Source organism: uncultured Blautia sp., assembly GCF_902497045.1.
Classification (GTDB): Bacteria; Bacillota; Clostridia; order Lachnospirales; family Lachnospiraceae; genus Blautia_A.
The window spans coordinates 19601-36190 of record NZ_CABVDF010000001.1 but is presented as its reverse complement, the minus strand read 5'-3'; the positions used below and the strand labels follow the sequence as shown (position 1 = coordinate 36190).

Below are 16590 nucleotides of genomic sequence, written 5' to 3'. Positions count from 1 at the left end.
CCAATATAGAAAAGGACGTGATAGCGTGAGAAGAGTCTGGAAAACACCCGAACTTGATTATTATAATCTTTATGCCGATATGCTACAACAGCCCCATTTACTAATTGCAGGGGCTACAGGCAGCGGTAAAAGCGTTGTAATAAATGGCATGATGACAACAGCACTAAAGGACAGCCCCGCCGCTGTACAGTTTATATTGATCGACCCTAAACGGGTTGAACTGGTGGACTATAAAGAACTGCCCCACACACTGCGTTATAGCAGTGAACCGGGGGAAATGGTACAGGCATTACAGGAAGCTATAGCAATAACAGACAACCGTTATAGAGACATGGCACGGCAGCACGTTAAGAAATACGGCGGCGGTGCTGTGTATGTGGTTATTGACGAACTAGCCGACCTGATGACAACGAACAAAAAGCAAGTACAACCGATATTGCAACGGCTCTGTCAGATCGGCAGAGCTGCAAACGTCCACGCTGTAGCCGCTACACAGTGCCCGTTGTCTGCTGTGATCCCTACACCGATAAAGGTAAACTTTGATAGCCGTGTAGCACTCAGAACCCGCAGCGGTCAAGATAGCCGTAATATTTTAGGCGTGACAGGTTGCGAACTCCTACCCCGATACGGTCAAGGCTACTACATGACACCGGAGGGATGCAGGTTGTATAATATACCGATGTACGAAACAGAAACCCCGGACATAATAGAATATTGGAGGAAACAGAAACCCCGGATTGTATGGAATGGGTAGAACGCCCGCCCCGTATGATCCGGGGCTTTCTTTATGCCCTCAGAACGCACACACGCCCCGGCAGCAGGTCTTTCCTACACCGGGGCGTATTTCATTACCTTATTTAATTTTAGGGCTTTCTGCCCTTTCTGCGACTTCTGAGATTTCACCTTCTGGAATGTCTACAATGTCGGCATTGTCAAGATACTTCCTTGCAAGGGCTTCTGTGTCGGCACTGTCACCCAACGGATTGTTAGGAGTCAGAACCATTTCTGTCTGATCCTTCATGCCGTCATAGTTCTTCTGCCAGAATATGCCAGTAACCGGATTGACCTTGCCATCCTGCATAAGTCCCTCACGGTATAAAGCACACACTTTCTGCACCTTTTTGATAAAGTCGGTGCGGGCGGGGTTCGTTGTACAACGGTTGACCCACTCCCATGCAATACCCTTATCTATTCCTATCGCAGCATATGCAGCCTGATTCCCTATCTTCATATCGTATTTTGCACACGTTTCCAGATAGTGCATGAACCGTCTTTCCATCTCTTCTATGTCGTTATAGTCCAACTTCTCAGACGGCATGATCTCCATAGTGAACTGAATCATCCGGGAGTTATATCCTTCTGGCAAATCAGGATTATGCCCCTGTACAATCGGACTATTTTCTCTTGCTTTTTCCAAGTTCGCAGGGCTACTCTTCTGATACCCCGCTGTCCTTCTGGGCTTTCTGTCCTTCCCTCTCGTTCTGGGCTTCTTCTGTTCGTCTGCCATTCTTACCTACTCCTTTCTGCTCCTTCTCTTTCTGCTCTCTTTTCCATCTCTCTACATAACTTTCCATAGTTCTGCTCCTTTCTTACCTGTAGGGCTTGTAGGGTATTTTCGATTTTCGGTATAACTTTTCTTAGTAGGCGGTCTACTAGAGAAAGTTATAGCAAAACGATGAAATACCCTACATACCCTACAATTAACCTGTCGTTTTCATCATAATTCCGTAGTAAACAGCCACGCCACCACTCACGGACTTCTGCTCATACCACTCAGGGTGTACCATCAACTCAGCATTGAACTTCTTCATGCTGCATACATAATAGCCGTTGCTCTTGCACCACAGCTTGTAATTATCATAAAGGGTCTTTGCTCTTGTCTTAACGTCATCCTGCTTCTGGCATTTCTCTTCAAGGTACTGCAATACCAGATCATTGTCTTTCTCATACTGCTTGACTACCTTCTGCATATTTGCTGACATTTTTAGACCAAACCTTCTGTACTTGAAGTACCCGGCAACCAACCATGTGAAGATACCACGCATTGCTTCCGGTGACTCAAAGTAGTCCTTCAAGCCTTTGTCCTGTTCGTCATCATTAAAGTGCCTGTTAAATTCAATAACACGCACACGATCAGAAGCAAACAAGGATTTATCTTTTACAGCAGGTAGGTCATTACAGGACAGCCACATTGTAAACTGCGGCTTGAAGGTAATTGCTGTCTGATACAACTCACGGGCGGTGATTTCTTCACCACCAGTAAGCTGCTTGATGACTGATTCATCCAACTTCCCGGCGGTGTCTGACTCACTCATAGTAACCATTCGCTTACCTTTCAGCTTTGCCAGTACCGGGCTTGCTGCTTCTGCGTTCTTTGCTCTGTCACCACGGCAGATCAGTTCTACAGGTGTGACAGTAGAGTAATCACCAAGCAAGTGCTGAATTGCATCAAGCATGGTGGACTTTCCGTTTCTGGTGGTCTTACCATGCAGGATAAACATACACTCTTCCTTAGATGTTCCAAGGATGGAGTAACCCAAGGCACGTTGCAGGTAGTCCGCTTTGTCTTTGTCGTTCTGCGTTACTTCCTTGATAAACTGTTCCCATCTGGCACACTTATCTTTCTTCACACCGTATTCAAAATTGGTCTGCATTGTTAAGAAGTCATCCCATTTATGCTCACGGAATGTCAATGATTCCAGATCATAAGTACCATTCTTACAGTTAATCAGAAATGGGTGCGTATCAAACTCTGCTGCTGCAATCTTCAAGTTGTCGGCTGCATCCTTCATGAGTCTGTCACGGAAACGTCTATCACCCATCTTACCGACAAAAGCCATGTACTGCTTACGCTTATCTTCGTCCGGGATTTCTCCGCAGTAGAGTGCCATGATCCTGACAAACTCTTTAATCTTATTGGATACAAGCAGTGATCCTACGTCTTTCTGCCACTTACCACCGTCATAGGTGTACCATGACTTTGCTTCCGGGCAGTACCGGGTGTCATGATCGTAACACTCTGAGAAGAGGTCAGCCATACCCGCTTCATCCCATGAATACCCTGTAGAATCTTCCTGATAGGAAGTCTCAGGGTGATGTTCTTTGATGTATGTCAGCTTTTCTGAAATCTCTACCGATGTTACATAGCGTCCGTTAGACAACTGAAATAATTCATCTTCCATTGTTCTTTCTCACCTCCTTCTGCTTATTTCTCAACATAATTGCTTTCTTTACTTCTTTGTCGGTATCTTTTACCGTTCTTCCACTGGTACATTTTACACATTTTACACGCCATCCACCCTTATGCCTTTCAAAGTGTCCGTAGCCTGTGGGAACGTAAGCACCGCAACAGTAACAACATCCGGGGTATCTGTTTCTTGCCATTTAATTATCTCCTGTATCTGCTTATGCTTTCTGCAATGATCTGTAGTTCTCTGTCTGGAAGCGGTGGCTTGCATACTTCGTTATTGACTCTCTGCAATTCTTGATAAATCTGCATTGGAGTGTACCCGGTGTTGTGCAATGCACCTGCCAGACTGGTAAGAGAAATATTTCTGCCGCCGTCCGGGATTTCCGGGTAGTCCGGTCTGACAAAGATTCTCCCACCCGTAGGCTTCGGAAACTTAGGAGAATAGATACGCTGTACCATATTTGAATTGCTCCCGGTCTTTTCTGTCTCTTTAAAATACTTCTCCACTACATAGTCAATAGCTTCCTGATTATCAATGATCTCAGGGAAGATCAGCACCTTCCCGGTCATAATGAAGAACCTTCTTGCCTGATAGATTTCTACGCCTGCAAGATTGTTCTTGCCTGAGAACGGCAGCTTGCCACGCATGAGGATATGTACTCCACGTCCACTCCGGGACTTCTCTGTGTATGAGTGGCAGGCTTGCATAATATCTGCACACAGCGGGGTCATAAGACCGTCCTCAAAGCCTGCATCAATGTCAATGCCTACAATGTTCTGATCGGCAAAGACATAACCAATGTGGTCATAGTGTCCGTTCTCCACCGCCCACTCAGCCTGCTCAAAGGTAGACCAAGTGTCCGGTGCGGTGGATGAAGCGGCTTTTCTTTCAAATGCTCTCATGGGAACTTTTGAACCGTCCCAAGCACACACCCACTGATTCTGATTCTTTAATTCTTCTGGTATTCTGGAATAGTCCATCTGTTCCCACGCTCCTTACTCTGTAATCAATTCGCTGTGTGGTAGTGATTCGATGAAATGACAGAACGTATGCCATTCATCAAGTTTATGGTTTCTTCGTGCATGATAGATGTTCTTTAACACTGCATAATTAAGCTGCACGGTACGCTTCTGGTTGTAAGATGACGGCAAAAGCTGAATCATCTGCCACCAGTCACGCTTGTCCTTCTGACTAAGGAAGTCCAGTCTTGCATTGTTCAGTGCATCCACTACCATCTTCATGATAATAAGATTGGTCTGAGACAGGTGATCCGTGGAGAAATCTTCCAAGGTAAACTCTTTTGCCTGAATCTTGTGCATTGTGCTACACGAATTTGCGACTGTACCCACCTTGTAGGTGTCAAATTCTTTCCACCAATAGAGAGGTGCTTCCAAGTCCGCTGTGACGTTAATCATTCTCAGGAACTTCCCATGATCGTTACCTGCTGCCGTAAGTTTCTTCATGAGAGAGAGGTCATTTTCTCCTACTGCATAACAAGCAAATTCGGAACAATCATGTTCTTTCGGATAACAAATGCCTTCACGATCAATAATCCCGCATTTTCCACAATCTACAGCAGGATAACTGTCTGATTTATCCCATGAGTTCATAGGATTTCTCATACCTCTAATTGCAGCTTCCCACCCGTAGGTTTCTGCCTTTGAAATTCTAATCATGATTCATACCATCCCTTCTGCGAACTCTCATGTAGTCTTTGTAGTCCAGACCATTCATCTTCGCTGCTGTATGCAATGCTCTCTTCTTTGTGCCGTATGTGCCGGGGATAGGCTCTTTACAGCCTACCTCCGTGACATACCATCTACAGCTACCGTGTTCTTTGTGTACTTCGTACTTCATAACCATAGTCTTTGCTTTCCTTTCCAATCGGTTAATAACCTGTTCGGGATCAAGGTCACAAAGGGAATGAAACCATTGTGACCGGAAGAACCTTCGGCACTCGTTCACGTTACAATCTGTAGTCGGTGACTTAAAGCCCGTCAGTAAGTCAACGTAATCAATCGCAGCTTGTTCTATGATCCCGAACCTGAGATTATCAATCCCTTTATCAGTCATACCTTAACCCTCCATTACATTGACTTTCTCTCAGCAATCTCAGCCATTTTTGCAGCGTTCAGACGGGTATCACCGTGAACTCTACTGTAGGACAGATAGCCATTCATTCTGTCAATCTTCGTGAGGTTGGTACTGCCACACACCGGGCATACATCCATCTCTAACTCTTCATGACCGCAATCATCACAGTATGCCAGAGACAGGTTGACTCCTTCGTAATAGCCTAACTCCATTGCTCTGCACACCAGAGTCTTGACGGCGTTCCGGTTGTAGCTGATCGGATATCTCACATACTGAATCTTGCCACCGTTGCAGAGATTCCAGAAACGTCCTTCCAAGTCTTGCTTCTGAATTGGTGTGATATCTTCTGTGACGTGACAGTGAAAGCTATTGCTTACATACGGTCTGTCAGACACATTCTTAATCACTCCATACTTCTTTCTGAACTGCTCCACCTGCAAACCACAAAGGCTCTCAGCAGGTGTGCCGTAGATTGCATAGAGCCATCCGTCAGCTTCCTTGTATTCATTGACCTTATCATTGATATGCTGCATGACTTCCAGTGCAAATGCACCATCCTCTGCAATGGACTTTCCGTTGTAAAGTTCCTGCAACTCATTGAGTGCTGTAATTCCGAAAGATGCCGTCATAGGTTTGAGAAGTGATTTAATCTTGTCCGAAGGTTTCAGATGCCCTCCGTAGAAACCACCTTCACAATAGGCAATCGGGTTGGTACTGGCTTTCATCTCTCCAAGGTATTCATAAGTACGCTTGTGAATATTGCGGATCATTTCAAGGTAGAAGTCCAAAACCTCATAGAAGTCCTTACCCTCTTCTCTTGCTTTCGCAAGAATCATAGGCAGATGCAGACTCACTGCACCAATATTGAAACGTCCTTCAAAGATAGGCTTATCATCTTCGTCTGCCGGGTGCATACCGCCACGCTCATACCACGGACTAAGGAAAGCACGGCAACCCATAGGGCTTACCACTCTGCCATATTTCTTGTACATCTCAGCCACATAACCGTCACCTGTAAGAGACAGCCAGTCAGGGTACATAGTCTTGCAGCTACAGTCAATCCCGGCTTCAAATACATCTTCGTTGATACAGCCTTCACCGTGAAGATTCTTGTCATACAGGAATACCAGTTTAGGGAAAAGGACTGGCTTCTTATTTCCCGGCTTACCCTCACCTGTCATGTGAACACGCAGGAAAGTCTTGCTTGCCATCTTACCGAAACAATCTGTAGCCAGACCGAATGTCATAGTGATAAATGGATAGTCACCACGGGATGATCCCACAGTGTTCAGCTTCATTTCAATTCCTTGAAATCCCTGTTCAAAATCTCTTTCTACCTTCTGCATAGCCCATTCATGAACTTCCTGCGTGAAGGTCTGCTGATTGCGAATTTCCATGTATTCATCCACATACTTCTTATAAGATTTCTCAGCGTAAGGTGCTGCCAACTTGTCAACCTCCGGTACTGTAAATCCTCCGTACTGCTGACTTGCGGTTGCGAGAATGATATCACCCAGTACATCAAAGAACACATCAAGCGTTTTCGGTTCATTGTACCAGATATTACCCATCTCAAAGCCACCCTTCATAACCTCATTGACTCTGAACAGGCAACAGTTCATAGTGTCCAGTCTTGCAGACTGATCGTGAATGTAAATATAACCGTCCCGGCAAGCCTGTAACTCTTCCTGTGTCATGAAGAACTTGCGGTACAGACGTTTATTCAATTCATTAAAGATCAGGCAACGCTTTGTAGCTACCAATGCTGAATCCGTGTTTGCGTTCTCTTTATCTCCCTGAAATCTAACAACCTGCGATTTCTGGAATACCCTGTCCAACACATGAACAAAGTCTTGCTTATAGTTTCTGTAGTTACGATAGGATGTAGCAATTCGTGGATCATACTTATCAAGCACCTGCTCCACAATGTTGTGCATCGTGGCAACCGGAATATCGGTAAGACCTTTCTCTTTAATCACTGCCAGTACCGCACCAACGATTTCATGAAATGCTGTATCATCCAGTGTAATCATGACTCTGGAAGCAGACTTGTTGACAGCGTTTACGATCTTTTCACCGTCAAACTCTTCCAGTGTTCCGTCTTTCTTAATTACTTTCATGTAAGACCACTTCTCCTTTCTGTAATGATTTTTGTACGTCAATCACTCTCTGATTGGTACTGCCCGCCCAGTGATAATTGACATCCTTCAACTCTTCTTCAAAGCGTCCATCCACCAGTACGTCTGCATACTTGACTGCTGCAAGCAGATATTTGTTTGCAAGAATCTGTTCCCATGTGTACCCGGTGTAGACCCATATTGTTTTCTTCGGAAATCTCTTCTGTACTGCTTTCATGATGGAGAATACTGCTCCACGGTTCTGCGGGTGAAGCGGATCACCACCGGAGAAAGTAATACCTGCCACATATGATTTTTCCAGTGCTTTCATGATTTCATTAAAAGCTCTCTTATCAAACACCAAACCGTCATCAGGATTCCATGTAACCGGATTCTGACAGCCCCTACAGTGATGTTCACATCCTGCAACCCAGAGGACTACCCGGAGTCCGTCACCGTTATTCATGTCATCCTGAGTAATGTTGTGATATCGCATTAGATATCTCCCGGTTTACGATGCAGAGAATTTTCTACTGTAAACCCTTCTGGGTAACGGGCTTTCAGCTTGTCAATATTCATCTGCATGACTGTATCAATATCCGTTCCCAGTGCATTACACGCTTCTGCGATCATCCAGAGACAGTCACCAAGTTCCTTTTCCATGTGTTCAAGGTTCACTTCATGTCCCTGATATTTCTTCTGCAAGATTCCTGCAACCTCTCCTGCTTCACTGTTCAGACCGAACACGGCATGAAACAGTCTATCTTCTTTCTGATCGTAAGGAATACTGCAAGTTCTGATTGCAAGTTCCTGATATTCTTTACCTGTCATGATTTAGTCCTCCTTATTCCTGTGTGATGCAGGTGTTGGTGAGTTTGCCGTAAACATCCTCATACATCTCCTGCTTATCTCCGTTAAAAGTATACTCAGCGTAAATACCGTCACCGCTGATTGTGGTAGATGCAAGGCATTTGTAATTCTGTAAAGTCTTGCAAGACCAGACTACAAACACATTGCTCTTATCAATGTCAACGTCCGGTCTATTCTTGTGATACCATTCCACCAGTTTTCTCTTGCATACACTCTGAAAGTGATCCATACCTGTAATAATCATGATTTAGTCCTCCTGTTTCCACTCTTCTTTAGTCGGTGCTTTCTTATCTTCTCTGCCTGCACCAATAACTGCTACACAGATCAAGAAAATCTGACCTGTAATAAAACCTCCGATAAATCCAAGTAATGCTCCCATAGTAATTTCTCCTTAATCCTTGTGAGTAACTTTGACACCGTATTCAGGAAGGAAGTTGATTTCATAATGGTACTTGTCAACATTTGCACCGGAAATATCTTCCACTACATACATCGTGTCATCGTTCAGATATACAAAATGTTTCTGATACTTGCCATCTCCAACCTCACAGATAACTTCCAGTTCGTTGTCTGAATTATTGCTGAGAGAAAATGTACCTTCCATTTCAAGCAAGATCGTATCGGTTCTGGCATTGATTACGGTCAGTTTACGGGTTACATTGAAGTTGTCAGCTTCCTTACCGATGTTATACGAAACCTGCTCAGATTCCGTACATCCTGTCATAAGCACTGCCACCATAAGTGTAGCAATCACTACAGCAACTACTTTCTTCATAGTGCTTCCTCCTTAAATACCTTTGATTCTGGCAGCCATCATATCTGCCGTGTGAGTCCACAAGACGTTAGGGAATTTCTCAATAGCCTTTCCGTACTTGTCCCAGTTTTCCTTGTCATCGAACGCTCCCATATGCCATCTGATACACGCTTTCTCTTCCTCAGTTACGCCAATCTCATTCGCTGCCAGAAGTACCAAAGACTTCTCAGCATGACCGGGAATGGTAACATTCGGATTGTAGCTGTACGTTCCATCTCCGTTGTGAATGTAGTTATCACACTTGCAGAGATCATGAAACATACCCACAACATAAGGACTCTTCTTGCTGTTCCAGTGAAGTTTCAGGTGTTTGGTAAGATGCAGCAGACTCTTAGTCACTTCAAGGGAATGATCGAACAAACCACCTTCATAATTGCCGTGATACTTCGTGGAAGCAGGGGCAGTGAAATAACCCATCCGTCTGAAAATAGCTACAAAGTAGTCCACCTCTTCCTTGCTGAACGCCTGACCCATCAGGGACTTGAAAATCTTAATTCTTTCGTTCGTGTTCATCTTCAATCCTCCATTTTGAGAATATTTTAATATAACCATTGGAGAGTTTGAGATAACATCTCTCCCTCTCCGCAGGTCACTTACTTAACCAAGCAGACTGCCAAGATCAAATGCCGCAGGTTTCTTACCTTCCTGCTTTGCAGGTTCAGCCTGTGCAGGCTTGCTCTGCTTCGGTGCTGCCGGGGCAGCTTCCTCTTCATCAAATCCATAAGCCGCTTCCTTGTCACCCAGTCTTGCAAATTTGAGCATCTTGCCCGGTGTTTTGTTGCTCTCGACTTCCTCATGCTCAACTTCACAGCGGATAAAGTGTCCAACTAACTCCTGATCGTCAATGTCCTTCACAGTGAAGTCATCCAGTGCCGTTTTAGCAAAATAGCTGAACGCATTAAGACCGCCCTGATTCGGTTCACCGTCTTTATTCAGGAGAGAAAATCTCTCGATATGCTTCTGACCCTTTGCGGTCTGCATAACCACTTCCATCTTACCGAAGTCCTCTTTGTAGTTGACCTCAGTAATCTTGAATACATGAGTTCCTTCCGGGATCAGTGTAAATCCCTCTGTAAGTCCAATCTTTGCCATTGTAATAGTCCTCCTTAAATGTTATTTAATATATCCAGAGATTGTTGCTTCAAAGAAGCAATACTCTGAGTAACTGGTTTATAAATCTGTTTGAACAGATTTTCCAAAACAGTAACCACAATGGAGTTACCTGCCATCTTATAAAGCTGCGTATTGGAAATACCGTTTGTAATCAGCTTGTCTACATCTGAATCATCAAAACCCATCAAGCGAAAGCACTCCTTTGGAGTCAATTTGCGAATTGCTAAACCGCTCAATTCTTTTCCTGAAATTGCTTCAACAACAGCTCCCTGATTCGGAGAAGTGGTTATAGTTTGTGCTACCTGCTTTCCAATATGTCCTCTTCGTGTTGTACTGTTAGGATATTCAAGATACTCTCTCTCTGTTTTGTGGTGTTCCATAGTCTTTAGCATTTAACACCTGCCAGTAATTGTTGTACCCTACTTCATCAAGAGAGTTTAAAACTATGGAAAATTGCTCTGAAAACTTCTTAGCTGTAAGATTTTTAACATTCTCAGCAATAGCAACTTTCGGTTGTGTATGCTCAATAATTCTTAAAGCATCAAAGAACAATCCTGACCGGGTTTTACTTCCATCTTCGTTCAATAAACCTTTCTGGTGTCCTGCCAGAGATATATCTTGACAAGGAAATCCATAGGTGATTAAGTCAATATCATCAGGTAAACTCTTTTCATCTAGTTTGGTAATATCTCCTAAGTTCATAGATTCCGGTACATTATGCAAGAGGGAATAAGCCTTGCTTGCATATTTATCAATTTCACAATATCCCATCAAATCATAAGGAATATGTAGATTCTGTAATGCTTTTTCAAAAGCACCTATTCCGCTGAATAAGCTGAGATATTTAATCATGCTGACTCCTTTCTTCGCTTCGGAGTGAAACGGTACTCAGGCTTTTCAGTCTCAGTCATATACTTATCAAGCACACCGTCTTTCTCCATTGCTTCCGTATCGAAGTCCTGTTTCTTCTTCATGCTAACAGACGTGACAAAATCATAACTGCCGCCTGTAATCGTAACAGTCTTGTCACCCGGTTTGAACTGACTCATACTTGCTTCCTTAATCAGTTCTTTCAGCTTTTTCAGACGCTTTTCATCGTCAGCTACGGTTGCATTTACCTCTTCGATATGAAGCATAAGCCCTTCGGCTTCCTTCACCATTGCGTCCAGATCGCAGTCAGGGGACAGGTTGTTATCTCTCAGCACTTTCAGAATGTCAGCGTCAGCCTTTTCATCGTACTTCGGAGATACACCGCCCTCCACATGAGTTTTCCACCACTTCTTAACCTGAGTGATCGTTTTCTTCATGTTCGGATATCTCTCAGACACCTTGAACGGACGAACGAAAGTGTTCTCAGCTTTGCACTCATACGCTTTCGGGTCATCGTAGTCCTTCTCACCCAAAACCGAACATACCATGATTACGTCATCCACTCCAAGCAGGTAGGCATAAAGTGCAGCCTGTAAAGCATAATACTCAGGCACATCTTCCATCCAGTCCTCAGACCTCTTTGTGGTTTTCATTTCCAGTACCGTTTGTGGCTTACCTTCCTTGTCCACAAGCAGGTAGTCCCACATACCGCCAAAGATTGGCGTATCACGGAAGAAATCTCCCCACGTTTTCTTGAAGTAGTCCTCACCGTACACATCTGTAGGTGTAATCAGATTACTCATGAAGTATGCAGTTTTCATATACTCTGCCTGCTTCGGCTCAATCGTCTTACCTGCAATGGTATAGATCGTGTCCTCAAACGGTTCTTCATAGGTTCTGGTAATTGCACACCACGCATTGAACGGGCTTGTCCACTTATTCAGACCCATGATAGCTGCAAATCGTGTACCTGTGATCTTCTTCGGTTTCGCAGGTGGTGTAATCGTGATGGTTTTATCGTCATTCCACTTCATAGAACCGTCCTCCTTCTTAAATGTACTGCTTCCACAGCTTTGCAAAAGTGCTTCTACCGTCCCCGCCCTTCTTATTCAGACGGGTATATCCTGCACGTTTCATATTAGCTCTTGCGATCATTCTCTTAAATTTCCTCATTACTTCTGCCCTCCATGTAACGGGGTTCTCTTTCCCCGATTGTTCTACAGTCAATCAGTTCCTTAATTTGTCCATCCAACTCTACGGCTTTATTCAGATACCAGATTGCTTTCTGAATATCTTCCAGACCGTTCTTCCGTCTGTGACGGTAGATATACTTCAAGGCATTGCACAAACAGAAATCCTTCGTTGCCTGTACGCCCTGAGTCTCTACCATCACGTCAATGCACTCAAACTTCCCTGTTTCGTAGTGGGATGGATGATTCACATTGTCTGACATACATTAGCCCTCCGTCTTGTAAGCTGCGATCATCTCGCCAAGATTCTTGATAAGCTGCTCACACTGAGAACGTGTTACCTGAGTGAAGCCATTGGTTTTCATGGCAATCTGCTGAACAAAATCTTCCTGATCCGGGTCTTTCTCCATCAGTTCCTTGCAGGCATTTTTCAGTGCTGCAATCTGCAAGTCATCTGCCTGTCCCTCAGTGTCCGTCAGAGTTTCCTTTGCTTCCTTACGTTCCGCAGGTGTAGCCGGGGCTTTCTGTTTCTTCTGAGACTTCTTCTCAGTCTTTGCTTTCTCTGGATTCGGTGCTTCAATCTCCGGTTCTTCCTCTTCCGGTTCAGAACCAAGCGTAGCGTCAATGTCATCCGGTTCAGTGATATCCAAAACTGCCATCCAGAGGTAACGTCTGAGGTATGTAATAGATGAACCAAGTGCTTGCATCGGATTGGTTACTTCCTTACCTGCATTGCTTACGATAGGCTTAACCTCACGGTACGGCACACGGAACTCAATAGGTGCTTCCTCAGAGTTGTCAGTGTTGTACACTCTCATGACCGCACCGTTTTCATCGGTGAAGTCAATGTCTGTGGTAAGTCCCACACGGGCAAAGATTCTGATTGCAGGAGGTACAATGTCCTCCAACTCAAAATACTTGAACTCCAAGTGCATATTCTTACCAGACTTCTTAACCTTCTGGTTAAGGAACTGCAATCTTGCCTTTGCAAGTTTCTGTCTCACGTTCATACCTTCATAAATGTTTGCCATTGTTATTGATCCTCCTTAATTTCTTGTAAAAATGCTCTTGATAATCAGATAGATAACCCAGACTCCCAGTGCCAGTTTCCAAGTGAACATGAAACCAAAACACATAGCCAGAATCCAGATCAGCACGGCAGTAATCAGAAAACTGATTACAAGCCCGATGATAATTCCTAACAGATAAAACATAGCTAATCCTCCTTACTCTGCGAATACCCAGTCATCGGCAAGCATATCTGCCTGAGATGCAAGCCAACCCATCTGTACCCCGGAAGTTCCGACAAAAGCTACTGCCATGTTACCGATGGCATCATGCTCACAGTTCACGATATCTCCGGTAGGTGCTTTGTAAGAGATTCCGCTTGCAAGCTGAATGTACTGCTTCTTGCCGTTCCATCCCTTACGGGCTACCTTGTGTCCACGTTTCAGATACTTGATTGCTTCCCCGAAGGAGAAAGTAGCTTCACCACCCATTGCAGGGCAGTTCTTAGTGCTTGCAAGCACCCATTCATCAGAAAGAAGATTCAGAGTGGTGTATTCAACCCTCTTAGTCTCACGGATATCCAATTCTCTGCCATCCTTCGTGTGCATCACGATAGTTTCCTTTGCGGCATCCCAGTACCAGTAACCACCCCAAGACGGAAGTTTCACTGGATAGCCCTGCTTCATCAGCTTGAACGCTTCCTTGAAATTCATCGGAGTCAGATTTTCAACAACAATCTCCCAGTCACCGTTTGCTACCCACATTAAATCAAACGGGAAGATTTCTCTTGCATCACATTCAAAACCTTCTTCGTCATGGTTGACAATGATACCGCCCTTTTTATACCAGTAGGCGTTGTCCCAGTCTTTCAGTTTAATCTTCTTACCTTCATCCATAGCCTTGCTCACTTCATGAAATTTCATAGTCTTAGTCCTCCTTATTTTCTTCGGTTTCCCCGAACAGAATCTTCTTAACATCTTTTGCGAAAATAGCACCTGTCAGCGGAATGAGCATTTTTCCTATCCCATCCAGTTTCGGATTACTCACCTGATCGTGAATAACCTGCTTTACTGCTGCGTCAAACTCTTCTGCTGTTACCATTTTTTTTGCTGAACTTTCCATGTTCTTGTCCTCCTTAATTGAACAACGCTAATGACTTTTTCTTTAGCGAATTTATTTTTCTAGTATTCTTCCGTGGTGCTTTCACACCTAAAAACTTCCGTATCTGTTCTTTTGCCAGTTTGACATACCATTCTCTGTCCACAACGTCTATGGACAACTCATTATTGTTATCTACTATGCAGTGATCTGGCAGGCTGGGAACTTTTGCGTCCTTTCCGGTAGTGGCGTGAGTCTTATAAATCTTTCCATAACCTTTATTCTTGCAGGCGTACACACGATTGACCTTCTGTACCGGAACTTTCTCACCACCTATTAACTGGTAGCATCCAGAATATTTACCTCCGACTTTCGCTATCACCTGAAAATCAAGGATATTATTGCTTGCCGCAATGGTTTCTTCCGGGAGAGTCCCGTTCACAAAATACTCTTTCATTGCTGTAGCCACGATGCAGGCATTGTTATTGATATTCCAAGCACCGCCACTCATATTGTCCCATGCAGGTAAGCCCATTGTCGTAAAGTCAATGTTTGCATTGGTTAAGATCCCTCTTACCAGATTGCCACCCTTGACCTTCGGTTTGCTGCCCCCCACCGGAACTTCTACATAATTGTTCACATCTCTCTGAACAATTTTCTGAATGAAATCCTCTTCCAGTTCAAAACCTGTTCTGTCCTGCCACTCCTGCGTAATCTCCTGCCATTTTGCTTCGTCAGACTTGTCAAAACTTACCATGATACCATCCGTGTTAAGCTGAATGATCTTCAAGGTAGGACACTCTGCTACAAGGTGCATTGACAGTTCCAGAAGAAGTAGCTGCCCGGTAATACATACAGAACGTCCCATGAGTGGATCATAGAGATCGTTATAGGAAATTCCGTTTTTACCATTGAGCATTGCACCATAAGAGGTGTTCGCTACCAGTTTCAGGGCATTTGCAGTTTTCTTGTCCCCGGCTTTCTTTGCTTTCATTCTCTTTTCCAACATATCCACAAAAATCTGAGGTGACGGTATGTTCCTACTACAGAATCCATATTGCTGTCCTGCCGAAAGAGGTATAGTCATAAGATGTGGATAGTAACTACCTACGTCCTTGTTTCTGATCGAACGATTTTCCGTTGCCACTTCTACATAGTTCGGGATTGCTCCATGAATCCCTCCGTAGGCTATAGTGCAAACACAATCACCTATTCTAAATTCAATGCTTGCACCCTTAATCTTCCTGCCGTATTGATCGTAACCACCAAACAGATCAATGTCCGGTACGTTCGGATCATGCAGCCGATCAAAGAAATCAAATATTTCCTGCGGAATATACTGCCGAAGCAGCTTATCCGGGTATTGGTAATTCCTTTCATCCGTCCAAGGTTTCTCCGGTTTCTCAGCTTGTAGGTACACGCTTGTCAGTTTGGCATTTGTCATATACATTGCCTTACGGTCTGTCAGACCTCTCTTCGCTCCTACAGCAACTTTGTTATCCAGATATCCTTGTCTCAGTTTCCAGAGAATTTCCGTAGCATCTACGTCATATCGGCAGTAGTATTCAGTCCTTCTTCTCTCACTCTCCGTCAACGGACGGTCAATGTTGAAGTCAACCCCTGTTTCCTCAATCGGTATTCCAAGGTGTGCTTCAATAGCTTTCAGTGAGATTCCATCCTGACAATCATCTCTCAGGTCAAAGCTGTCAAAGAATACTCTGTACTCTTTCAGTGATGGGATATCCCATCCACTTAACTCTTCCTGAATGATAAGATCATTGACTTTCTTCACCTCTTCCGGTGTAAAGCCACACATGACTGCCTTTAGTATGAAATTATCGTAGTGCTTATTGTTGAACCCGCCTAAGAACGGGTCACGTTCCATAAATGCTATTACAGCATCGTTGTCGTTCCAGATGGAGATGTGTTCGCCTGTGACAACATCTTTGAAATCAAAGAGCCAGTCATAAGCGAATACCTCACAGTCGAATATGTATGTCCCCTCAACCATGAGATCACCTACCTTAGAGCCTTTTGCACTTGCAGGAGTTCTTGTCGTGCCTGCACACATCTACGATGGATAGACTCTCTTGAATGTTCTGGTGGAATACATCCCCATTTATCCGGTTCGGCACTCAGACTTTCCTTGACTCCTTCCATCAGAAGAATGGCTGTATCAAGGTGTCTTGCACTTTCTTCACTAATCTTCATAAGGGTAATCTCCA

General features: G+C 44.2%; 25 protein-coding genes. 1 reads left to right on the top strand and 24 read right to left on the bottom strand.

Translation table 11 applies throughout. The annotated features are described in order from the left end of the window. Positions 1-25: 25 nt before the first annotated feature. Positions 26-754 (top strand): FtsK/SpoIIIE domain-containing protein, encoded by a 729-nt coding sequence (locus tag RDS42_RS00215; protein ID WP_308781831.1) that lies wholly within the window; start codon positions 26-28, stop codon positions 752-754. 99 nt (positions 755-853) lie between these two features. Here RDS42_RS00215 and RDS42_RS00210 read toward each other — a convergent pair whose 3' ends face one another. From RDS42_RS00210 to RDS42_RS00095, 24 genes are all read right to left on the bottom strand, one after another. Continuing rightward, positions 854-1417 carry a hypothetical protein gene (locus tag RDS42_RS00210; protein ID WP_308781830.1) on the bottom strand — a complete coding sequence of 188 codons (564 nt, stop codon included), beginning with the start codon at positions 1415-1417 and terminating at the stop codon, positions 854-856. Positions 1418-1427: 10 nt separating this feature from the next. Further along, positions 1428-1574, bottom strand: coding sequence for a hypothetical protein (locus tag RDS42_RS00205; protein ID WP_308781829.1), 147 nt, complete (start codon positions 1572-1574; stop codon positions 1428-1430). Positions 1575-1700: 126 nt separating this feature from the next. Continuing rightward, positions 1701-3182 (bottom strand): phage/plasmid primase, P4 family, encoded by a 1482-nt coding sequence (locus RDS42_RS00200; protein WP_308781828.1) that lies wholly within the window; start codon positions 3180-3182, stop codon positions 1701-1703. Continuing rightward, entirely contained in the window at positions 3172-3384 is a 213-nt protein-coding gene (locus RDS42_RS00195) for a hypothetical protein (protein ID WP_308781827.1), read from the bottom strand. The genes RDS42_RS00200 and RDS42_RS00195 overlap by 11 nt, the downstream gene beginning before the upstream one ends. 4 nt (positions 3385-3388) lie before the next feature. Then, a complete protein-coding gene (locus RDS42_RS00190) occupies positions 3389-4171 on the bottom strand; it encodes a primase C-terminal domain-containing protein (protein ID WP_308781826.1) in 783 nt (260 codons plus the stop codon). Between the two features lie 15 nt (positions 4172-4186). Then, positions 4187-4867, bottom strand: a complete 681-nt coding sequence (locus tag RDS42_RS00185) for a hypothetical protein (RefSeq protein WP_308781825.1) — start codon at positions 4865-4867, stop codon at positions 4187-4189. A gap of 411 nt (positions 4868-5278) precedes the next feature. Continuing rightward, positions 5279-7405: an anaerobic ribonucleoside-triphosphate reductase gene (nrdD, locus tag RDS42_RS00180; protein ID WP_308781824.1), complete on the bottom strand. Its 2127-nt coding sequence runs from the start codon at positions 7403-7405 to the stop codon at positions 5279-5281. Continuing rightward, positions 7392-7898: an anaerobic ribonucleoside-triphosphate reductase activating protein gene (gene nrdG / locus RDS42_RS00175; RefSeq protein WP_308781823.1), complete on the bottom strand. Its 507-nt coding sequence runs from the start codon at positions 7896-7898 to the stop codon at positions 7392-7394. Before nrdG ends, nrdD begins: the two co-directional genes overlap by 14 nt. Continuing rightward, positions 7898-8233 carry a nucleoside triphosphate pyrophosphohydrolase family protein gene (locus RDS42_RS00170; RefSeq protein WP_195508893.1) on the bottom strand — a complete coding sequence of 112 codons (336 nt, stop codon included), beginning with the start codon at positions 8231-8233 and terminating at the stop codon, positions 7898-7900. Before RDS42_RS00170 ends, nrdG begins: the two co-directional genes overlap by 1 nt. Before the next feature lie 13 nt (positions 8234-8246). Then, positions 8247-8516 carry a DUF6275 family protein gene (locus RDS42_RS00165; protein ID WP_308781822.1) on the bottom strand — a complete coding sequence of 90 codons (270 nt, stop codon included), beginning with the start codon at positions 8514-8516 and terminating at the stop codon, positions 8247-8249. A gap of 3 nt (positions 8517-8519) precedes the next feature. Further along, positions 8520-8651 carry a hypothetical protein gene (locus RDS42_RS00160; RefSeq protein ID WP_308781821.1) on the bottom strand — a complete coding sequence of 44 codons (132 nt, stop codon included), beginning with the start codon at positions 8649-8651 and terminating at the stop codon, positions 8520-8522. Positions 8652-8663: 12 nt separating this feature from the next. Then, the gene (locus tag RDS42_RS00155; protein WP_308781820.1) at positions 8664-9047 is read right to left on the bottom strand and encodes a hypothetical protein; all 384 of its coding nucleotides are present in this window, start codon (positions 9045-9047) and stop codon (positions 8664-8666) included. Positions 9048-9059: 12 nt separating this feature from the next. Continuing rightward, entirely contained in the window at positions 9060-9599 is a 540-nt protein-coding gene (locus RDS42_RS00150) for a hypothetical protein (RefSeq protein ID WP_308781819.1), read from the bottom strand. Positions 9600-9683: 84 nt separating this feature from the next. Further along, positions 9684-10178 carry a hypothetical protein gene (locus RDS42_RS00145; RefSeq protein ID WP_308781818.1) on the bottom strand — a complete coding sequence of 165 codons (495 nt, stop codon included), beginning with the start codon at positions 10176-10178 and terminating at the stop codon, positions 9684-9686. A gap of 14 nt (positions 10179-10192) precedes the next feature. Continuing rightward, a complete protein-coding gene (locus RDS42_RS00140; protein ID WP_308781849.1) occupies positions 10193-10579 on the bottom strand; it encodes a DNA cytosine methyltransferase in 387 nt (128 codons plus the stop codon). Beyond that, on the bottom strand, positions 10545-11051 hold the full coding sequence (gene dcm, locus RDS42_RS00135; protein WP_308781817.1) for a DNA (cytosine-5-)-methyltransferase: 507 nt from the start codon (positions 11049-11051) through the stop codon (positions 10545-10547). Before dcm ends, RDS42_RS00140 begins: the two co-directional genes overlap by 35 nt. Next, on the bottom strand, positions 11048-12103 hold the full coding sequence (locus RDS42_RS00130) for a YqaJ viral recombinase family protein (RefSeq protein WP_308781816.1): 1056 nt from the start codon (positions 12101-12103) through the stop codon (positions 11048-11050). Before RDS42_RS00130 ends, dcm begins: the two co-directional genes overlap by 4 nt. Before the next feature lie 16 nt (positions 12104-12119). Beyond that, positions 12120-12242: a hypothetical protein gene (locus tag RDS42_RS00125; RefSeq protein ID WP_264466817.1), complete on the bottom strand. Its 123-nt coding sequence runs from the start codon at positions 12240-12242 to the stop codon at positions 12120-12122. Next, on the bottom strand, positions 12229-12522 hold the full coding sequence (locus RDS42_RS00120) for a DUF3310 domain-containing protein (RefSeq protein ID WP_308781815.1): 294 nt from the start codon (positions 12520-12522) through the stop codon (positions 12229-12231). The genes RDS42_RS00125 and RDS42_RS00120 overlap by 14 nt, the downstream gene beginning before the upstream one ends. 3 nt (positions 12523-12525) lie before the next feature. Then, on the bottom strand, positions 12526-13290 hold the full coding sequence (locus RDS42_RS00115) for an ERF family protein (RefSeq protein WP_195508900.1): 765 nt from the start codon (positions 13288-13290) through the stop codon (positions 12526-12528). 15 nt (positions 13291-13305) lie between these two features. Next, positions 13306-13473, bottom strand: a complete 168-nt coding sequence (locus RDS42_RS00110) for a hypothetical protein (protein ID WP_308781814.1) — start codon at positions 13471-13473, stop codon at positions 13306-13308. Positions 13474-13485: 12 nt separating this feature from the next. Then, entirely contained in the window at positions 13486-14190 is a 705-nt protein-coding gene (locus RDS42_RS00105) for a DUF2829 domain-containing protein (RefSeq protein ID WP_308781813.1), read from the bottom strand. Positions 14191-14194: 4 nt separating this feature from the next. Continuing rightward, positions 14195-14389, bottom strand: a complete 195-nt coding sequence (locus tag RDS42_RS00100; RefSeq protein ID WP_308781812.1) for a hypothetical protein — start codon at positions 14387-14389, stop codon at positions 14195-14197. A 13-nt stretch (positions 14390-14402) separates the two neighbouring features. Beyond that, positions 14403-16436 (bottom strand): DNA polymerase elongation subunit (family B), encoded by a 2034-nt coding sequence (locus RDS42_RS00095; protein ID WP_308781811.1) that lies wholly within the window; start codon positions 16434-16436, stop codon positions 14403-14405. Between the last annotated feature and the right edge of the window lie 154 nt (positions 16437-16590).

Bases quoted from the DNA above. Each gene is read 5' to 3' on its own strand.
- RDS42_RS00140 (WP_308781849.1), bottom strand. From the start codon at position 10,579: ATGGAACACCACAAAACAGAGAGAGAGTATCTTGAATATCCTAACAGT.
- RDS42_RS00160 (WP_308781821.1), bottom strand. From the start codon at position 8,651: ATGGGAGCATTACTTGGATTTATCGGAGGTTTTATTACAGGTCAGATT.
- RDS42_RS00195 (WP_308781827.1), bottom strand. From the start codon at position 3,384: ATGGCAAGAAACAGATACCCCGGATGTTGTTACTGTTGCGGTGCTTAC.
- RDS42_RS00190 (WP_308781826.1), bottom strand. From the start codon at position 4,171: ATGGACTATTCCAGAATACCAGAAGAATTAAAGAATCAGAATCAGTGG.
- RDS42_RS00165 (WP_308781822.1), bottom strand. From the start codon at position 8,516: ATGATTATTACAGGTATGGATCACTTTCAGAGTGTATGCAAGAGAAAA.
- RDS42_RS00170 (WP_195508893.1), bottom strand. From the start codon at position 8,233: ATGACAGGTAAAGAATATCAGGAACTTGCAATCAGAACTTGCAGTATT.
- RDS42_RS00115 (WP_195508900.1), bottom strand. From the start codon at position 13,290: ATGGCAAACATTTATGAAGGTATGAACGTGAGACAGAAACTTGCAAAG.
- RDS42_RS00120 (WP_308781815.1), bottom strand. From the start codon at position 12,522: ATGTCAGACAATGTGAATCATCCATCCCACTACGAAACAGGGAAGTTT.
- RDS42_RS00100 (WP_308781812.1), bottom strand. From the start codon at position 14,389: ATGGAAAGTTCAGCAAAAAAAATGGTAACAGCAGAAGAGTTTGACGCA.
- RDS42_RS00205 (WP_308781829.1), bottom strand. From the start codon at position 1,574: ATGGAAAGTTATGTAGAGAGATGGAAAAGAGAGCAGAAAGAGAAGGAG.
- RDS42_RS00130 (WP_308781816.1), bottom strand. From the start codon at position 12,103: ATGAAGTGGAATGACGATAAAACCATCACGATTACACCACCTGCGAAA.
- RDS42_RS00105 (WP_308781813.1), bottom strand. From the start codon at position 14,190: ATGAAATTTCATGAAGTGAGCAAGGCTATGGATGAAGGTAAGAAGATT.
- RDS42_RS00150 (WP_308781819.1), bottom strand. From the start codon at position 9,599: ATGAACACGAACGAAAGAATTAAGATTTTCAAGTCCCTGATGGGTCAG.
- RDS42_RS00145 (WP_308781818.1), bottom strand. From the start codon at position 10,178: ATGGCAAAGATTGGACTTACAGAGGGATTTACACTGATCCCGGAAGGA.
- nrdG (WP_308781823.1), bottom strand. From the start codon at position 7,898: ATGCGATATCACAACATTACTCAGGATGACATGAATAACGGTGACGGA.
- RDS42_RS00110 (WP_308781814.1), bottom strand. From the start codon at position 13,473: ATGTTTTATCTGTTAGGAATTATCATCGGGCTTGTAATCAGTTTTCTG.
- RDS42_RS00155 (WP_308781820.1), bottom strand. From the start codon at position 9,047: ATGAAGAAAGTAGTTGCTGTAGTGATTGCTACACTTATGGTGGCAGTG.
- RDS42_RS00200 (WP_308781828.1), bottom strand. From the start codon at position 3,182: ATGGAAGATGAATTATTTCAGTTGTCTAACGGACGCTATGTAACATCG.
- RDS42_RS00125 (WP_264466817.1), bottom strand. From the start codon at position 12,242: ATGAGGAAATTTAAGAGAATGATCGCAAGAGCTAATATGAAACGTGCA.
- dcm (WP_308781817.1), bottom strand. From the start codon at position 11,051: ATGATTAAATATCTCAGCTTATTCAGCGGAATAGGTGCTTTTGAAAAA.
- RDS42_RS00185 (WP_308781825.1), bottom strand. From the start codon at position 4,867: ATGATTAGAATTTCAAAGGCAGAAACCTACGGGTGGGAAGCTGCAATT.
- nrdD (WP_308781824.1), bottom strand. From the start codon at position 7,405: ATGAAAGTAATTAAGAAAGACGGAACACTGGAAGAGTTTGACGGTGAA.
- RDS42_RS00095 (WP_308781811.1), bottom strand. From the start codon at position 16,436: ATGTGTGCAGGCACGACAAGAACTCCTGCAAGTGCAAAAGGCTCTAAG.